This window comes from Micromonospora carbonacea (assembly GCF_014205165.1).
Classification (GTDB): Bacteria; Actinomycetota; Actinomycetes; order Mycobacteriales; family Micromonosporaceae; genus Micromonospora; species Micromonospora carbonacea.
This window is the reverse complement of the sequence record NZ_JACHMZ010000001.1, coordinates 470,088-485,673: the sequence shown is the minus strand read 5'-3', so window position 1 is coordinate 485,673 and position 15,586 is coordinate 470,088. Positions and strand designations below refer to the sequence as shown.

Genomic DNA, 15,586 nt, shown 5'->3' with positions numbered 1-15,586 from the left:
CATCATGCCCGTCCCCCGCGTCGACTCCAGTCGACCCCGGACAGATGGCGGTATCCCGAGCCTGCGTCCCCGCCAGGTCGGCGACATGGCGGGCGCACGGCCCGACGCGACGAGGCCCCCGGCGGTGCGCCGGGGGCCTCGTCGTCAGTACGTGATCCTTAGCGGTACGACCCGAAGTCGAAGTCGTCCAGCGGCACGGCCTGCCCGCTGGCCGGCCCGAAGCCGTAGTCGGTCTCCGGGTATCCGGTCATCGAGTAGACCTTGGCCTTGGCCTCCTCGGTCGGCTCGACCCGGACGTTGCGGTACTTGCTGATGCCCGTACCGGCCGGGATGAGCTTACCGATGATCACGTTCTCCTTGAGGCCGATCAGCGAGTCGCTGCGGGCGTGGATCGCCGCGTCCGTCAGCACCCGGGTGGTCTCCTGGAAGGAGGCCGCCGACAGCCAGGAGTCCGTGGCCAGCGAGGCCTTGGTGATACCCATCAGCACGGGGCGACCGGCGGCGGGCTCGCCGCCCTCGCCGACGAGCCGGCGGTTCTCCGACTCGAACAGCGCCCGGTCGACCAGCACGCCCGGCAGGAACTCGGTCGAGCCGGAGTCGATGACCGTCACCCGCTTGAGCATCTGGCGGATGATGATCTCGATGTGCTTGTCGTGGATGAGCACACCCTGCGAGCGGTAGACCTCCTGGACCTCCTGGGTCAGGTGGACCTGGACCGCGCGCGGGCCGAGGATGCGCAGCAGCTCGTGCGGGTCGATGGTGCCCTCGGTGAGCTTCTCGCCGACCTCGACGTGGTCGCCGTCGTGGGCCCGCAGCCGGACCCGCTTGGAGATCTTGTCGTAGACGATCTCGTCGGAGCCATCGTCCGGCACCACGATGATCTTCCGCGACCGCTCGCCGTCCTCGATCCGGATCCGGCCCGGGGTGTCGGCGATGGGCGCCTTGCCCTTCGGGACGCGGGCCTCGAAGATCTCCTGCACCCGGGGCAGACCCTGGGTGATGTCCTCACCCGCGACACCACCGGTGTGGAACGTACGCATCGTCAGCTGCGTACCGGGCTCACCGATCGACTGGGCGGCGATGATGCCGACCGCCTCGCCGACGTCCACGGTCTTGCCGGTCGGCAGCGAGCGGCCGTAGCACGCACCGCAGACGCCCAGCTTCGACTCGCAGGTGAGCACGCTGCGCACCCGCACCGTCTCCGTCCCGGCGGCGACGATCGCGTCGACCAGGATGGAGTTGATGTCCTGGCCCCGGTGGGCGACGACGGTGCCGTCCGGGCCCTTGATGTCGTCGGCCAGGGTCCGGGCGTGGACGCTGGTCTCGGCGTGCTCGTGGACGTACAGCTTGCCGTCGCGCCGCTCGCCGATCTGCATCGGGATGGCCCGGTCGGTGCCGCAGTCCTCCTCGCGGATGATGACGTCCTGCGAGACGTCCACCAGACGACGGGTCAGGTAACCCGAGTCGGCGGTCCGCAGCGCGGTGTCGGCGAGACCCTTACGGGCACCGTGCGTGGAGATGAAGTACTCCAGCACGGAGAGACCCTCGCGGTACGACGCCTTGATGGGTCGCGGGATGATCTCACCCTTGGGGTTGGCCACCAGACCACGGATCGCGGCGATCTGGCGGAGCTGGAGCAGGTTACCGCGGGCACCCGAGTTGATCATCTTCCACAGCGGGTTCTCCTGCGGCAGCGCGGTGTCCATCTCCTTGGCGACCTCGTTGGTCGCCTTGGTCCAGATCTCGATGAGCTCGCCGCGACGCTCCTCGGCGGTCATCAGACCACGCTGGTACTGCTTGTCGATCCGGTCGGCCTCCTTCTCGTACCGCTCCAGGATCTCCCGCTTGCGCGGCGGAGCGATGACGTCCTCCATGCCGATCGTCACGCCGGACCAGGTGGCCCAGTGGAAACCGGCCTCCTTGAGCCCGTCGAGGGTCGCGGCGAGGGCGACCTTCGGGAAGCGCTCGGCGAGGTCGTTGACGATCGCGGAGAGCTGACCCTTGCGGATCTCGTAGTTCACGAAGCGGTAGCCCTGCGGCAGCGTCTCGTTGAACAGCACCCGGCCCAGGGTGGTCTCGACGGTGAGCGGCTCACCCTCGACCCAGCCCTCCGGCGCGACCCACGGCTGCGCGCCGGCGCCGTTGTCGACCCCGACCAGCCCGCGCAGCCGGATCCGCACCGGCGCCTGCAGGTGCAGCTCGCCGGCGTCGAACGCCATCCGCGCCTCGGCGTCCGAGCTGAACGCCCGGCCCTCGCCCTTCTCACCGGCGGTGAGGTGGGTGAGGTGGTAGAGGCCGATGACCATGTCCTGGGTGGGCATGGTGACCGGCTTGCCGTCGGCCGGCTTGAGGATGTTGTTCGACGACAGCATCAGGATCCGCGCCTCGGCCTGCGCCTCGGCGGACAGCGGCACGTGCACCGCCATCTGGTCGCCGTCGAAGTCGGCGTTGAACGCGGTGCAGACCAGCGGGTGGATCTGGATGGCCTTGCCCTCGACCAGCTGCGGCTCGAAGGCCTGGATGCCCAGGCGGTGCAGGGTCGGCGCGCGGTTGAGCAGCACCGGGTGCTCGCCGATGACCTCTTCCAGCACGTCCCACACGACCGGGCGCTGCCGCTCGACCATCCGCTTGGCGGACTTGATGTTCTGCGCGTGGTTGAGGTCGACCAGCCGCTTCATCACGAAGGGCTTGAACAGCTCCAGCGCCATCTGCTTGGGCAGGCCGCACTGGTGCAGCTTCAGCTTCGGGCCGACCACGATGACCGAACGGCCGGAGTAGTCGACGCGCTTGCCGAGCAGGTTCTGCCGGAACCGGCCCTGCTTGCCCTTGAGCATGTCGGACAGCGACTTGAGCGGGCGGTTGCCCGGGCCGGTGACCGGCCGGCCGCGGCGGCCGTTGTCGAACAGCGCGTCGACGGCCTCCTGGAGCATCCGCTTCTCGTTGTTGACGATGATCTCGGGCGCGCCGAGGTCGATCAGCCGCTTGAGGCGGTTGTTCCGGTTGATCACGCGGCGGTACAGGTCGTTCAGGTCGGAGGTCGCGAAGCGGCCACCGTCGAGCTGCACCATCGGGCGCAGGTCCGGCGGGATGACCGGGACGCAGTCCAGCACCATGCCGAGCGGCGAGTTGCGGGTGTTCAGGAACGCCGCGACGACCTTCAGCCGCTTGAGCGCCCGGATCTTCCGCTGGCCCTTGCCGGAGCGGATGGTCTCGCGCAGGCTCTCGGCCTCGGCGTCGAGGTCCATGTTCTGGACCAGCGCCTTGATCGCCTCGGCGCCCATGCCGCCGGTGAAGTACTCGCCGAACCGGTCGCGCAGCTCCCGGTAGAGCAGCTCGTCGGTGACGAGCTGCTTCGGCTCCAGCTTGCGGAACGTGTCGAGCACCTCGTCCAGGCGGTCGATCTCGCGCTGGGCCCGGTCGCGGATCTGGCGCATCTCGCGCTCTCCGCCCTCCTTGACCTTGCGCCGGACGTCCGCCTTCGCGCCCTCGGCCTCCAGCTCGGCCAGGTCGGCCTCCAGCTTGGCGGCCCGCTTCTCGATCTCCGAGTCGCGGCTGTTCTCCGACTGCCGCTTCTCGGCGAGGATCTCGTTCTCGATGGTCGAGAGGTCACGGTGACGCGACTCGGCGTCCACGCTCGTCACGACGTACGAGGCGAAGTAGATGATCTTTTCGAGGTCCTTCGGGGCGAGGTCCAGCAGGTAGCCCAGCCGGCTCGGCACGCCCTTGAAGTACCAGATGTGGGTCACCGGAGCGGCAAGCTCGATGTGCCCCATCCGCTCACGGCGGACCTTGGAGCGGGTCACCTCGACGCCGCAGCGCTCGCAGATGATGCCCTTGAACCGGACCCGCTTGTACTTACCGCAGTAGCACTCCCAGTCCCGCTGCGGACCGAAGATCTTCTCGCAGAAGAGCCCGTCCTTTTCCGGCTTGAGGGTGCGGTAGTTGATCGTCTCGGGCTTCTTGACCTCGCCGTGCGACCACTGACGGATGTCGTCGGCGGTGGCGAGACCGATGCGCAGCTCGTCGAAGAAGTTGACGTCGAGCACTATGTCCCCTATGTCGTCGTCTTTACAGCTAGATCACGGGCGGGGTTGGGGGCCGGCCGCCCCGCGGAGGGATCAAGCCTGACCGCCCGGAGCGGGGCGGCCGGCCCCCAACCCACACCACTTACACCTCTTCGACCGAGCTCGGCTCGCGCCGGGACAGGTCGATGCCCAGCTCCTCCGCGGCCCGGAACACCTCGTCGTCGGTCTCGCGCATCTCCAGGGCCACGCCGTCGCTGGAGAGCACCTCGACGTTCAGGCACAGCGACTGGAGCTCCTTGAGCAACACCTTGAACGACTCCGGAATGCCCGGCTCCGGGATGTTCTCGCCCTTGACGATCGCCTCGTAGACCTTGACCCGGCCCAGGACGTCGTCGGACTTGATGGTCAGCAGTTCCTGCAGGGCGTACGCGGCGCCGTACGCCTGCATCGCCCAGCACTCCATCTCACCGAAGCGCTGGCCACCGAACTGCGCCTTACCACCCAGCGGCTGCTGCGTGATCATCGAGTACGGACCGGTCGACCGGGCGTGGATCTTGTCGTCGACCAGGTGGTTGAGCTTCAGGATGTAGATGTAGCCGACCGCGATCGGGTCCGGCAGCGGCTCGCCGGAGCGACCGTCGAACAGCTGCGCCTTGCCGGAGGAGCCGATCAGCTGCTTGCCGTCCCGGTTGGGCAGGGTCGACGCGAGCAGACCGGAGATCTCCTCCTCGCGGGCACCGTCGAAGACCGGCGTGGCCACGTTGGTGTCCGGCTCGGACTCGTGCGCCTCGATGGAGCGCAGCTGGCGCTTCCACTCGGCGTCGTCACCGTCGACGCTCCACCCCGTCTTGGCCACCCAGCCGAGGTGCGTCTCCAGCACCTGGCCGATGTTCATCCGGGACGGCACACCCAGCGGGTTGAGCACGATGTCGACCGGGGTGCCGTCCTCCAGGAACGGCATGTCCTCGATCGGCAGGATCTTCGAGATGACGCCCTTGTTGCCGTGCCGGCCGGCGAGCTTGTCGCCGTCCTGGATCTTGCGCTTCTGGGCGACGTAGACCCGGACCAGCTCGTTGACGCCCGGGGGCAGCTCGTCGCCGTCCTCGCGGGAGAACGTGCGTACGCCGATGACCGTGCCGGTCTCGCCGTGCGGCACCTTCAGCGAGGTGTCCCGGACCTCGCGCGCCTTCTCGCCGAAGATCGCGCGGAGCAGCCGCTCCTCCGGGGTCAGCTCGGTCTCGCCCTTGGGCGTGACCTTGCCGACCAGGATGTCGCCGGGGACGACCTCGGCGCCGATCCGGATGATGCCGCGCTCGTCGAGGTCGGCGAGCATCTCCTCGCTGACGTTCGGGATGTCCCGGGTGATCTCCTCCGGGCCGAGCTTGGTGTCCCGCGCGTCGACCTCGTGCTCCTCGATGTGGATCGAGGTGAGCACGTCCTGCTGCACGAGGCGCTGCGACAGGATGATCGCGTCCTCGTAGTTGTGGCCCTCCCAGCACATGAACGCGACCAGCAGGTTGCGCCCGAGCGCCATCTCGCCCTCGTCGGTGCAGGGACCGTCGGCGATGACCTGGCCGGCCTCGACGCGGTCGCCCTCGAAGACGACCGGCTTCTGGTTGACGCAGGAGCCGGCGTTGGAGCGGCGGAACTTGTGCAGCAGGTACGTCCGGCGGTGGCCGTCGTCCTGGTGGATGGTGATGTAGTCGGCGCAGAGGTCCTCGATGACACCGCCGACCTCGGCCACGACCACGTCACCGGCGTCGACGGCGGCACGGTATTCCATGCCGGTGCCGACCAGCGGCGACTCCGCCTTGACCAGCGGCACCGCCTGGCGCTGCATGTTCGCGCCCATCAGGGCCCGGTTGGCGTCGTCGTGCTCGAGGAACGGGATCATCGCGGTCGCGACCGAGGTCATCTGCCGCGGCGAGACGTCCATGTAGTCGACGGCGGCCGGGACCACGTCCTCGGTCTCGCCACCCTTACGGCGGCACAGGACCCGGTCCTCGGCGAACGTGCCGTCGGCCTTCAGCGGCGCGTTGGCCTGCGCCTTGACGAACCGGTCCTCCTCGTCCGCGGTCAGGTAGTCGATCTGGTCGGTGACCCGACCGTCGACGACCTTCCGGTACGGCGTCTCGATGAAGCCGAACGGGTTGACCCGGGCGAAGGTGGACAGGGCGCCGATCAGGCCGATGTTCGGGCCTTCGGGCGTCTCGATCGGGCACATCCGGCCGTAGTGGGACGGGTGCACGTCGCGGACCTCGAAGCCGGCCCGCTCCCGGGACAGACCACCCGGGCCGAGCGCGCTCAGCCGACGCCGGTGGGTCAGGCCCGCCAGCGGGTTGGTCTGGTCCATGAACTGGGACAGCTGCGAGGTGCCGAAGAACTCCTTGATCGCCGCCACGACGGGACGGATGTTGATCAGGGTCTGCGGCGTGATCGCCTCGACGTCCTGGGTGGTCATCCGCTCGCGGACGACCCGCTCCATCCGGGACAGGCCGACGCGGACCTGGTTCTGGATCAGCTCGCCCACGGTGCGCAGGCGCCGGTTGCCGAAGTGGTCGATGTCGTCGGCCTCGTAGCCGTCCTCACCGGCGTGCAGCCGGCAGAGGTATTCCACGGTGGCGACGATGTCGTCCTCGGTGAGCGTGCCGGTGGTGATCGGCACGCTCAGCTCGAGCTTCTTGTTGAACTTGTACCGACCGACCTTGGCGACGTCGTACCGCTTCGGGTTGAAGAAGAGGTTGTCGAGCAGGGTCTGGGCGTTCTCACGGGTCGGCGGCTCGCCGGGGCGGAGCTTGCGGTAGATGTCTAGCAGCGCCTCGTCCTGGCCGGCGATGTGGTCCTTCTCGAGCGTCGTCATCAGCAGCTCGGACCAGCCGAACTTCTCGCGGATCCGCTCGGCCGACCAACCGATGGCCTTGAGCAGGACGGTGACGGCCTGCCGGCGCTTGCGGTCGATGCGGACGCCGACGGTGTCGCGCTTGTCGATGTCGAACTCGAGCCAGGCACCCCGGCTCGGGATGACCTTGACGCTGGAGAGGTCGCGGTCGGAGGTCTTGTCCGGCTGCTTGTCGAAGTAGACGCCCGGGGACCGGACGAGCTGGCTGACCACGACGCGCTCGGTGCCGTTGATGATGAAGGTGCCCTTGGGCGTCATCATCGGGAAGTCACCCATGAACACCGTCTGGCTCTTGATCTCGCCGGTGGTGTTGTTGGTGAACTCCGCCGTCACGAACAGCGGGGCGCAGTAGGTCAGGTCCTTCTCCTTGCACTCCTCGATCGAGGCCTTGACCTCGTCGAAGCGCGGCGCCGAAAAGGAGAGCGACATGGTGCCGGAAAAGTCCTCAATGGGACTGATCTCGTCGAGGATTTCCGCGAGACCCGAGCGTGCGTGCGGGTCGTCCGCCGACCGGCCCTGCCAAGCCTCGTTGCCGACGAGCCAGTCGAAGGACTCGTTCTGGATGGCGAGGAGGTTGGGGACCTCGAGGTGTTCGGTGATCCTGCCGAATGAAACTCGGCGGGGTGCGAAAGCGCTCGACGTACGACTGGTCTTCGCAGGGCGGGAAGCTGCCAAGATGCGTCCTTCCGAGGACCGGTGCTGCAGAACGGCTGGTACGCGTGCACTCCAATGACCCCACCAGAAATACCCGTAATCGGACATTTCTGCGCAGGGGTCAAGTCGGAAGGCAGCGCAAACTAGCAGTGTAGCCGAGAGGCTAACCGCTGTCCAGCCCAACCCGCAGGTCGCCGCGGAACGTGCCTCGGGGCCCCCGAAACGGGGCCTCACCGGGCCGCTCGGAACGCGGCATACCCACGGACCGCCCAGGTGCAGCGGGCGATGGTGCCGCCGCTGCCAATACCCGGATGGTGGCCGTCGCAAGCGCGGAAGGTCTTGCAGGTGTCAGCGTGCCTGGCAGCCGGGGGCCGCGTCAAGGGCCCGTCTCGTGCGCGACAGGTGTTTCCCACGCGTGGGCGACGGCCCCGAAGCGCCCCGCCGTCGGGCGTGGAGCGTCGCCGCCCTGCTCACGACGCTGTCAGGGAGTCACCACACGAACACGGCGGGCGGTGATCCGGAATCGGATCACCGCCCGCCGCGACGCGATGTGCCCTGGCTCACGTGGCGAGCCGGGCGCACGCCTGAGTCCTACCTCAATTACTTGAGGGTGACCTTGGCGCCCTCGCCCTCGAGCTTGGCCTTGGCCTTGTCGGCGGTCTCCTTGTTGACCTTCTCCAGGATGGCCTTCGGCGCGGCCTCGACCGCGTCCTTGGCCTCCTTGAGGCCCAGGCCGGTCAGCTCGCGCACGACCTTGATGACCTGGATCTTCTTGCCACCGTCGGCCTCGAGGATGACGTCGAACTCGTCCTTCTCCTCCTCGGCCGGCGCGGCGGCGGCGCCACCGGCGCCACCGGCGGCGGCGACCGCGACCGGGGCGGCCGCAGTGACCTCGAAGGTCTCCTCGAACTGCTTCACGAACTCGGAGAGCTCGATCAGCGTCATCTCCTTGAACGCGTCGAGCAGCTCGTCGGTGCTGAGCTTCGCCATGGCTGGCGTCCTTTCTAACGGTTGTCTAAGAACGTGGGTGCGCCGGACGCGGCCTCAGGCCGCCTCGGCGCCCTCCTGCTCGCGCTTCTTGTCCGCCAGGGCGGCCGCCGCGCGGGCGGCCTTGGAGAGCGGCGCCTGGAACAGGGCCGCGGCCTTGCTCAGGTTGCCCTTCATGGCACCGGCCAGCTTGGCCAGCAGCACCTCGCGGGACTCCAGGTCGGCGAGCTTCGTGACCTCGGCCGCCGAGATGGCCTTGCCCTCGAAGACGCCGCCCTTGATGACGAGCTTCGGGTTGGCCTTCGCGAAGTCGCGAAGCCCCTTCGCCGCCTCGACGACGTCGCCCGAAACGAAAGTCAGCGCGGTAGGACCGGTGAACAGCTCGTCGAGGCCGGAGATGCCCGCGTCGGCCGCGGCACGCTTCGCCAGCGTGTTCTTCGCGACCGTGTAGGTGGTCTCCTTGCCGAGCGAGCGCCGCAGCTGGGTGAGCTGGGAAACCGTCAGACCACGGTACTCGGTCAGCACCGTAGCTCCCGCGTTGCGGAAGCTGTCGGTCATCTCAGCGACTGCCGTGGCCTTGTCGGCCCGGATCGGCTTGTCCGCCATGTCCCTCCTCTCTCGTTGCTCCAGGCTGATCCACCAGCAGGCCGGCAGGCCTCCCGGTACCGGAGGGCCACGACAACGAGAAAAGCCCCGGCGCAGGGCGCACGGGGCGAGGGCCGGCCGGTCGCACCGCAGTCGGCGGACCACGGGAACACAGCCGAGTTTCGCTTGCCGCCCTGCGCGGGTCGCCCGTCGGATCGGGACCTTCGACCGTGCCGGAGCACGGTGACCAGCGGTCTCTGGGTGGTACTTCGCCGCAAGGTTACGCGACACGCCCCGTGAGCACCAAATCGCCCCCGGGTGCGCCCCGTCACTCCCCCGCCGCCCGCGCCCCTCAGGCGCGGGCGCGCCGCCGCCAGGCGTACCCGGTGAGCGCCGCCGCGCTCCAGGCGACGGCCCACGCGGTGAACAGGGCCACCGCGGCGGGGGACGGGCCGGCGGCCGCGGCCCGGGCGACCGGCAGCACCGGGGGCGCGAGCCAGGGGGCCACCGAGTCCGACAGGCCGAGGACCAACGAGCCGACCGCGCCGAGCGCCAGCACCGCCACCCCGTAGCCGGCGCTGCCCGTCACCGCCCGGCTGGCCAGCGCGCCCAGCGCCACCGCGGCGGGCAGGGCGAGCAGGTGCGCCCAGACGCCGAGGGCCACCCCGGCGGCCACCGACGGGCCGCCCGGCTCCGCCTGGCCGGTCACCCCGCCCACCAGCCAGGGGAAGACCAGCGCGACGGCGACCGTGCCGAGCCCGGCCACCAGCGCCGCGAGCAGCCCGGCGGCCCACTCCCGGGCGGCGCCGGCGAGCACCAGGGCCAGCCGGCGCTGGACGTCCGGCTCGACGTCGAGCAGGAGCTTGGTCTGCCACGCCAGCACGGGGAAGAGCACCACCGCCGACACGCCGTAGGCCTCCGCCGGCTGGGCCCGGCCGCCGCCGTAGAGGATGCCGAGGGCGAGCAGGCCGGCCAGCAGCGGGGCGACCGCCCGGCCGGTACGCAGGAAGCCCGCCAGCCGCAGCCGCACGAGCGCGGTCACCGGGGCACCTGCCCGCCCGCCCCGGCGGCGTCCACCGGCCCGGTCTCCGGGTCGGCCTCCCCCGCCTGCGGGGCGATCGGCGGGCCGCCCCCGGGAGCCGGGGCCGGCGGGGCGTCGGCGGGCACGGGGGCGTCGGGCGGGGCGGGGTCGGCGCGTACGCGAAGGACGTGGTGCCCGTCGGCACGGAGCCGGGCCACGGCCCCCGCGGCCCGCGCGGCCGGGACCGCCACCTCGACCACGACGAGCGCCCCCGGCGACGTGTCGGTCGGAGCCTGCGCGGAGACCGTGCCGTCGGCGACCGTCCAGCGGGCCGCGCCCGGCAGCCGGGCGGTCTCGCCCCGGTGGTCGCTGACCAGCACCGACCCGCCGGCCGCCAGCACCTCGTCGATCAGGGCCGGGACCAGGTCGCGGGCGGCGGCGTCGAGGCCCTCCCAGGGCTCGTCGAGGATGAGCAGGCCGGGCCGGCGGAGCATGGCCTGGGCCAGGCCGACCTTCTGGGCGGTGCCCTTGGACAGCTCGGGGAGCCGCACCCCGTGGAAGGGGCCCAGGCCCAGCCGCTCGGTCCACCGCCGCACGGCCGCGCCGGCCTCGGCCCCGCCCAGGCCGGCGACGCGGGCCATGCCGTCGAGGTAGCGGCCCACGGTGAACGGCTGGTCGGCGGGGAACCGCTCCGGCACCCAGCCGACGTGCCGGGGCCGGTCGACGACGCGGCCCCGGGCCGGCCGGAGCACCCCGGCCGCGAGCTGGAGCAGCGTGGACTTGCCGACGCCGTTGCGGCCGAGCACCACGGCGGCCTCGCCGGCGCCCAGCCGCAGGTCGACCTGCCGCAGCACCCACGGACCGCGCCGGTGGTAGCGGAGCCAGACATCCTCCCAGCGCATTCCGTGAGCCTGCCACACCGGACAGACGGACGGGGCCCCGCCACGAGTCGTGGCGGGGCCCCGGCGAGGCGGTGGTGCTCAGGCCTCGACGCCCTCCTGGAGGTTCTTGATCAGGTTGGGGTCGACCGGCACGCCCGGGCCCATCGTGGTGGTGAGGGTGACCTTCTTGAGGTACTTGCCCTTGGCCGCCGAGGGCTTGGCGCGCAGCACCTCGTCGAGGACCGCCGCGTAGTTGTCGATCAGCTGGGTCTCGGAGAACGAGGCCTTGCCGATGATCAGGTGGAGGTTGGAGTGCTTGTCCACCCGGAAGGTGATCTTGCCGCCCTTGATGTCCGAGACGGCCTTGGTGACGTCCATGGTCACCGTGCCGGTCTTCGGGTTCGGCATCAGGCCGCGCGGGCCCAGGATCCGCGCGATCCGGCCGATCTTGGCCATCTGGTCCGGCGTGGCGATCGCCGCGTCGAAGTCGAGCCAGCCGCCCTGGATCCGGGCGACGAGTTCGTCGGTGCCCACCTCGTCCGCACCCGCGGCGACGGCCTCCTCGGCCTTCGCGCCGGCGGCGAAGACGATCACGCGGGCGGTCTTGCCGGTGCCGTGCGGCAGGTTGACCACGCCGCGGACCATCTGGTCCGCCTTGCGGGGGTCGACGCCGAGGCGCATGGCGACCTCGACCGTGGCGTCGAACTTGGTGCTGGTGGTGTCCTTGGCGATCTTGACCGCCTCGGCCGGCGTGTAGAGCTTCGACCGGTCGATGACCTCGGCGGCCTTGCGGTAGGTCTTGCTGCGCTGCATCTCTGCTTACTCCTGTGGTCTATGGCGGGCCGCGGCGCTCCGCGTGCCCTCCCACGAACTGATCGGGTGAGGCGGTGGGGCGAGGTCAGTCGCCGACGGTCAGGCCCATCGACCGGGCGGTGCCGGCGATGATCTTCTCAGCCTGGTCGAGGTCGTTGGCGTTGAGGTCGACCATCTTCTTCTCGGCGATCTCCCGCAGCTGGGCGCGGGTGACGGAACCGATCTTCTCCTTGTGCGGGTTGCCCGAGCCCTTCTGCACACCGGCGGCCTTGATCAGCAGCTGGGCGGCGGGCGGGGTCTTCAGCACGAAGGTGAAGCTGCGGTCCTCGTAGACGCTGATCTCGGCGGGGACGATGTCGCCCCGCTGGGCCTCGGTCTGCGCGTTGTAGGTCTTGCAGAACTCCATGATGTTGACGCCGTGCTGGCCGAGCGCGGGGCCGACCGGCGGCGCCGGGGTCGCCTGGCCCGCCTTCAGCTGAAGCGTGAACGTCTTGACGAGCTTCTTCTTCGGAGGCATGTCTCTTCCTGGGGCTTGGAACTGGGAAAGGTGCCGGCCGGGGCGCGCACGGTCAGCGCGATGCGACGGTCGACGTTCTAGGTTAGCGCAAGGCTCCGCCACCGGATGCGGCGAGGTCCGCCGGGGCCGGCACCGGGCACGGAAACGGCCTCGCCGGCGGCGGGCCGCTGCCCACCGCCGGCGAGACGGAACGTCAGATCTTGGTGACCTGGTTGAAGTTCAGCTCGACCGGCGTCTCCCGGCCGAAGATCGACACGAGCACCTTGAGCTTCTGCTGGTCGGCGTTGATCTCGCTGATCGTCGCCGGCAGCGACGCGAACGCGCCGTCGGTGACGGTCACCGAGTCGCCCACCTCGAAGTCGAGGACCTTGATCTCGGGCTTGGCCTTCTTCTGCTCGGTCTCGACCGCCGGGGCCAGCCACTTGAGGACCTCGTCGAGGCTCAGCGGCGCGGGCCGGTCGGCCCGGTCGGTCGCCCCCACGAAGCCGGTGACCCCCGGCGTGTTCCGCACGCAGGAGTAGGACTCGGCGGTCAGCTCCATCCGGACCAGGATGTAGCCCGGGAAGACCTTGGCCTGGATCTGGGACCGCTTGCCGTTCTTGACCTCGACCTCTTCCCGGGTCGGCACCTCGACCTGGTAGATGTAGTCCTCCATGTCGAGGGACGTGATCCGGGTCTCGAGGTTGGTCTTGACCTTGTTCTCGTAGCCGGCGTACGAGTGCACCACGTACCAGTCGCCCGGTGCGTAGCGCAGCTTCTGGCGCAGCTCCGCGACCGGGTCGTAGTCCTCGTCCGGGGCGGGCTCGGTGGTCGGAAAGTCCGGCTCGCTGGCGGCCTCGACCGACTCATCGTTGGCCGCCGTCGCCACCGCGGACTGCTCGTCCGTGGTTTCGGCGGTCTCGTCGTACTCAGGCACGCTCGCTCACTTCCGTAACTATCGGCTGGATCAGCCGGTCAGCTGGGGTTGCCGAAGACCCACAGCACGCCCTTCGCGAAGGCGTAGTCCAGGCCGGCCACGATCGTCAGCATCACGGCGACGAAGGTGACCACCACCGCGGTGTAGGTCAGCAGCTCCTTGCGGGTCGGCCAGATGACCTTACGCAGTTCGGCCACGACCTCGCGGAAGAACCGCGCGATGCGGGCGAACAGCCCGATCCGCTCGGTGTCCTTGCGGGTCTTCCTCTCGTCGGCCGACTCGGCCTTGGCCCGCGCCCGGGTGGCCGTGCCACCGCGGGAGACCGGCTCGTCCGCGTCGGTGGCGTCGTCGTCGGCGGCAACGTCGTCGGCGACCTCGTCGTTCAGACGGTCGTCGTCGCCGGCGTCCTCGCTGCGCCGCTTGTTCTCGGCCACTTCGCCCTCCGTCGCGGGAATCGGGTCGCACGCCGTGCGGCGTGCGCGGCGCTGGTCACGCCGGCCGGACCAACCGTCCCGCGACGGGCCGCGGCCGGCGGATCGACGGACGGCCCCGATGCCTCGGAACCACCCCGCCGATGCCACCACCACGGGCCGGACGCCGCCGGTTGGCGGCGCGACCCACGGGAACGGTCAGGCCTGAGGCGCAGGGGTGACAGGACTTGAACCTGCAGCCTGCGGTTTTGGAGACCGCTGCTCTGCCAATTGAGCTACACCCCTGTGCGGCAACGCTCGCCCGACCCGGCCATGACGCACCGGGCGGGGTCACTTGCCCCACGGCGGACCAGTGTACGGGTACCGACCCGACTTTCCCAACCGGTCTGCCCCCGCGCGTGGCGCGACCCCCTCAGCGGGGCGCGCGGATCACCGCCCGAGCCTGCGAGAGCACCTTCTCGCCCCGGCACGTCGCGGTGATGTCGAGCCTGGTCAGGCCCTCCCCCGCGCCCTCGCGGACCTTCGCGGACACCTCGATCTCGGTGCCGGCGTCGTCGTCGGGGACGACCACCGGACGGGCGAACCTGACCCCGTAGTCGACCACCGCGTCGGGCGCGCCGGCCCACTCGGCGACCGCCCGGCCGACCAGGGCCATGGTGAACATGCCGTGCGCGATGACCCCGGGCAGGCCGACCCCGCTGGCGACCCGGTCGCTCCAGTGGATCGGGTTGAAGTCGCCCGACGCGCCCGCGTAGCGGACCAGGTCGGCCCGGGTGACCCGGAAGGTCTGGGTGGACAGCTCCATGTCAGGCCTCCCCGCGTACGACGAGCTTGGACCAGACGGCGACCACCGGCTCGCCGGCGGCCGTGCTCACGTCGGTGCGGGTGGTCAGGAAGTCGTGCCCGCCCCGGCTGGTGATGTCCTCGATGGTGTTCACGCAGACCAGCTCGTCGCCGGCCACCACCGGCCGGGTGTAGGCGAACCGCTGGTCGCCGTGGACCACCCGGCTGTAGTCGACCCCGAGGGCCGGGTCGTCGACGATCTGCCGGGTGGCGGCCATCGTGATCACCACGGGGAAGGTCGGCGGGGCGACCACGTCCGGGTGCCCGAGCGCGCGGGCGGCCTCCGGGTCGTGGTGCGCCGGGTCGGCGGCGCCGATCGCCGTGGCGAACTCGCGGATCTTTTCACGGCCCACCTGGTAGGGGGCGGTCGGCGGATAGGTCCGGCCGACGTAGGACGGGTCCAGGGACATGCCCGAGAACCTACACGGGAAGCACGAAAGCCGACCCGGGGGCGGACGGTCGGCCGGATGGCCGTGTCTCGCCCCGGATCGGCGATCGGGGTGTCGTGCTGGCCGGCGGATGCCGGCGACGGGTCAGCGGGTCTCGCGGTGGACCGTGTGCTTGCCGTCCCGGGGGCAGAACTTCTTCAGCTCGATGCGGTCCGGGTCGTTGCGGCGGTTCTTGCGCGTGATGTAGTTGCGCTCCTTGCACTCCACACACGCCAAAGTGATCTTCGGCCGGACATCGGTAGCCTTCGCCACGGCGGAGTGCCTTCCTCGCTAACGGACAACAACTACAGCGCCTCAGCCTACGCGCTGGCGACGCGGACATGCAAAGTGGGCGCCTATGGCGCCCATCCCACCGACCACCGGAAGCTGGCCCGGAGGACGAGAGTAGCGGTGGCCGGACTTGAACCGGCGACACAGCGATTATGAGCCGCTTGCTCTGCCATCTGAGCTACACCGCCGTGGCGGGTCCAGCCGGACCCTTTGAGCCCCCTTACGGAATCGAACCGTAGACCTTCTCCTTACCATGGAGACGCTCTGCCGACTGAGCTAAGGGGGCCTGCGCGAT

The 15,586-nt window shown here is 70.1% G+C and carries 13 protein-coding genes and 3 tRNA genes; all 16 read right to left on the bottom strand.

Annotated elements, in window-relative coordinates; all coding sequences use genetic code 11:
* Positions 1 to 158: 158 nt before the first annotated feature.
* Complete coding sequence (locus HDA31_RS02205) at positions 159 to 4,046, bottom strand: DNA-directed RNA polymerase subunit beta' (RefSeq protein WP_178066444.1); 3,888 nt, start codon at positions 4,044 to 4,046, stop codon at positions 159 to 161.
* A gap of 121 nt (positions 4,047 to 4,167) precedes the next feature.
* Positions 4,168 to 7,599: a DNA-directed RNA polymerase subunit beta gene (rpoB, locus tag HDA31_RS02200; protein WP_074472515.1), complete on the bottom strand. Its 3,432-nt coding sequence runs from the start codon at positions 7,597 to 7,599 to the stop codon at positions 4,168 to 4,170.
* 579 nt (positions 7,600 to 8,178) lie between these two features.
* A complete protein-coding gene (gene rplL, locus HDA31_RS02195; RefSeq protein WP_074472514.1) occupies positions 8,179 to 8,568 on the bottom strand; it encodes a 50S ribosomal protein L7/L12 in 390 nt (129 codons plus the stop codon).
* A 54-nt stretch (positions 8,569 to 8,622) separates the two neighbouring features.
* The gene (rplJ, locus tag HDA31_RS02190; protein WP_074472513.1) at positions 8,623 to 9,171 is read right to left on the bottom strand and encodes a 50S ribosomal protein L10; all 549 of its coding nucleotides are present in this window, start codon (positions 9,169 to 9,171) and stop codon (positions 8,623 to 8,625) included.
* Between the two features lie 331 nt (positions 9,172 to 9,502).
* Complete coding sequence (locus tag HDA31_RS02185; protein WP_178066445.1) at positions 9,503 to 10,192, bottom strand: hypothetical protein; 690 nt, start codon at positions 10,190 to 10,192, stop codon at positions 9,503 to 9,505.
* Positions 10,189 to 11,073 (bottom strand): ABC transporter ATP-binding protein, encoded by an 885-nt coding sequence (locus tag HDA31_RS02180; protein ID WP_178066446.1) that lies wholly within the window; start codon positions 11,071 to 11,073, stop codon positions 10,189 to 10,191. The genes HDA31_RS02185 and HDA31_RS02180 overlap by 4 nt, the downstream gene beginning before the upstream one ends.
* A gap of 78 nt (positions 11,074 to 11,151) precedes the next feature.
* Positions 11,152 to 11,865 carry a 50S ribosomal protein L1 gene (rplA, locus tag HDA31_RS02175; RefSeq protein WP_043965479.1) on the bottom strand — a complete coding sequence of 238 codons (714 nt, stop codon included), beginning with the start codon at positions 11,863 to 11,865 and terminating at the stop codon, positions 11,152 to 11,154.
* A gap of 85 nt (positions 11,866 to 11,950) precedes the next feature.
* Positions 11,951 to 12,382 (bottom strand): 50S ribosomal protein L11, encoded by a 432-nt coding sequence (rplK, locus tag HDA31_RS02170; RefSeq protein WP_074472510.1) that lies wholly within the window; start codon positions 12,380 to 12,382, stop codon positions 11,951 to 11,953.
* A 193-nt stretch (positions 12,383 to 12,575) separates the two neighbouring features.
* Positions 12,576 to 13,298: a transcription termination/antitermination protein NusG gene (gene nusG, locus HDA31_RS02165; protein WP_043965476.1), complete on the bottom strand. Its 723-nt coding sequence runs from the start codon at positions 13,296 to 13,298 to the stop codon at positions 12,576 to 12,578.
* A 38-nt stretch (positions 13,299 to 13,336) separates the two neighbouring features.
* The gene (secE, locus tag HDA31_RS02160; RefSeq protein WP_074472508.1) at positions 13,337 to 13,732 is read right to left on the bottom strand and encodes a preprotein translocase subunit SecE; all 396 of its coding nucleotides are present in this window, start codon (positions 13,730 to 13,732) and stop codon (positions 13,337 to 13,339) included.
* A gap of 209 nt (positions 13,733 to 13,941) precedes the next feature.
* Positions 13,942 to 14,014 (bottom strand) — tRNA-Trp (locus HDA31_RS02155).
* 127 nt (positions 14,015 to 14,141) lie between these two features.
* A complete protein-coding gene (locus HDA31_RS02150; RefSeq protein WP_178066447.1) occupies positions 14,142 to 14,534 on the bottom strand; it encodes a MaoC/PaaZ C-terminal domain-containing protein in 393 nt (130 codons plus the stop codon).
* Position 14,535: 1 nt separating this feature from the next.
* Entirely contained in the window at positions 14,536 to 14,982 is a 447-nt protein-coding gene (locus HDA31_RS02145) for a MaoC family dehydratase N-terminal domain-containing protein (protein WP_043965472.1), read from the bottom strand.
* A 123-nt stretch (positions 14,983 to 15,105) separates the two neighbouring features.
* A complete protein-coding gene (rpmG, locus tag HDA31_RS02140) occupies positions 15,106 to 15,273 on the bottom strand; it encodes a 50S ribosomal protein L33 (protein WP_013288652.1) in 168 nt (55 codons plus the stop codon).
* Positions 15,274 to 15,406: 133 nt separating this feature from the next.
* Positions 15,407 to 15,479 (bottom strand) — tRNA-Met (locus tag HDA31_RS02135).
* 25 nt (positions 15,480 to 15,504) lie between these two features.
* Positions 15,505 to 15,577, bottom strand: a tRNA-Thr gene (locus tag HDA31_RS02130).
* Positions 15,578 to 15,586: the final 9 nt, after the last annotated feature.

Bases quoted from the DNA above. Each gene is read 5' to 3' on its own strand.
- rplL (WP_074472514.1), bottom strand. From the start codon at position 8,568: ATGGCGAAGCTCAGCACCGACGAGCTGCTCGACGCGTTCAAGGAGATG.
- HDA31_RS02180 (WP_178066446.1), bottom strand. From the start codon at position 11,073: ATGCGCTGGGAGGATGTCTGGCTCCGCTACCACCGGCGCGGTCCGTGG.
- rplA (WP_043965479.1), bottom strand. From the start codon at position 11,865: ATGCAGCGCAGCAAGACCTACCGCAAGGCCGCCGAGGTCATCGACCGG.
- HDA31_RS02150 (WP_178066447.1), bottom strand. From the start codon at position 14,534: ATGGAGCTGTCCACCCAGACCTTCCGGGTCACCCGGGCCGACCTGGTC.
- rplJ (WP_074472513.1), bottom strand. From the start codon at position 9,171: ATGGCGGACAAGCCGATCCGGGCCGACAAGGCCACGGCAGTCGCTGAG.
- rplK (WP_074472510.1), bottom strand. From the start codon at position 12,382: ATGCCTCCGAAGAAGAAGCTCGTCAAGACGTTCACGCTTCAGCTGAAG.
- HDA31_RS02145 (WP_043965472.1), bottom strand. From the start codon at position 14,982: ATGTCCCTGGACCCGTCCTACGTCGGCCGGACCTATCCGCCGACCGCC.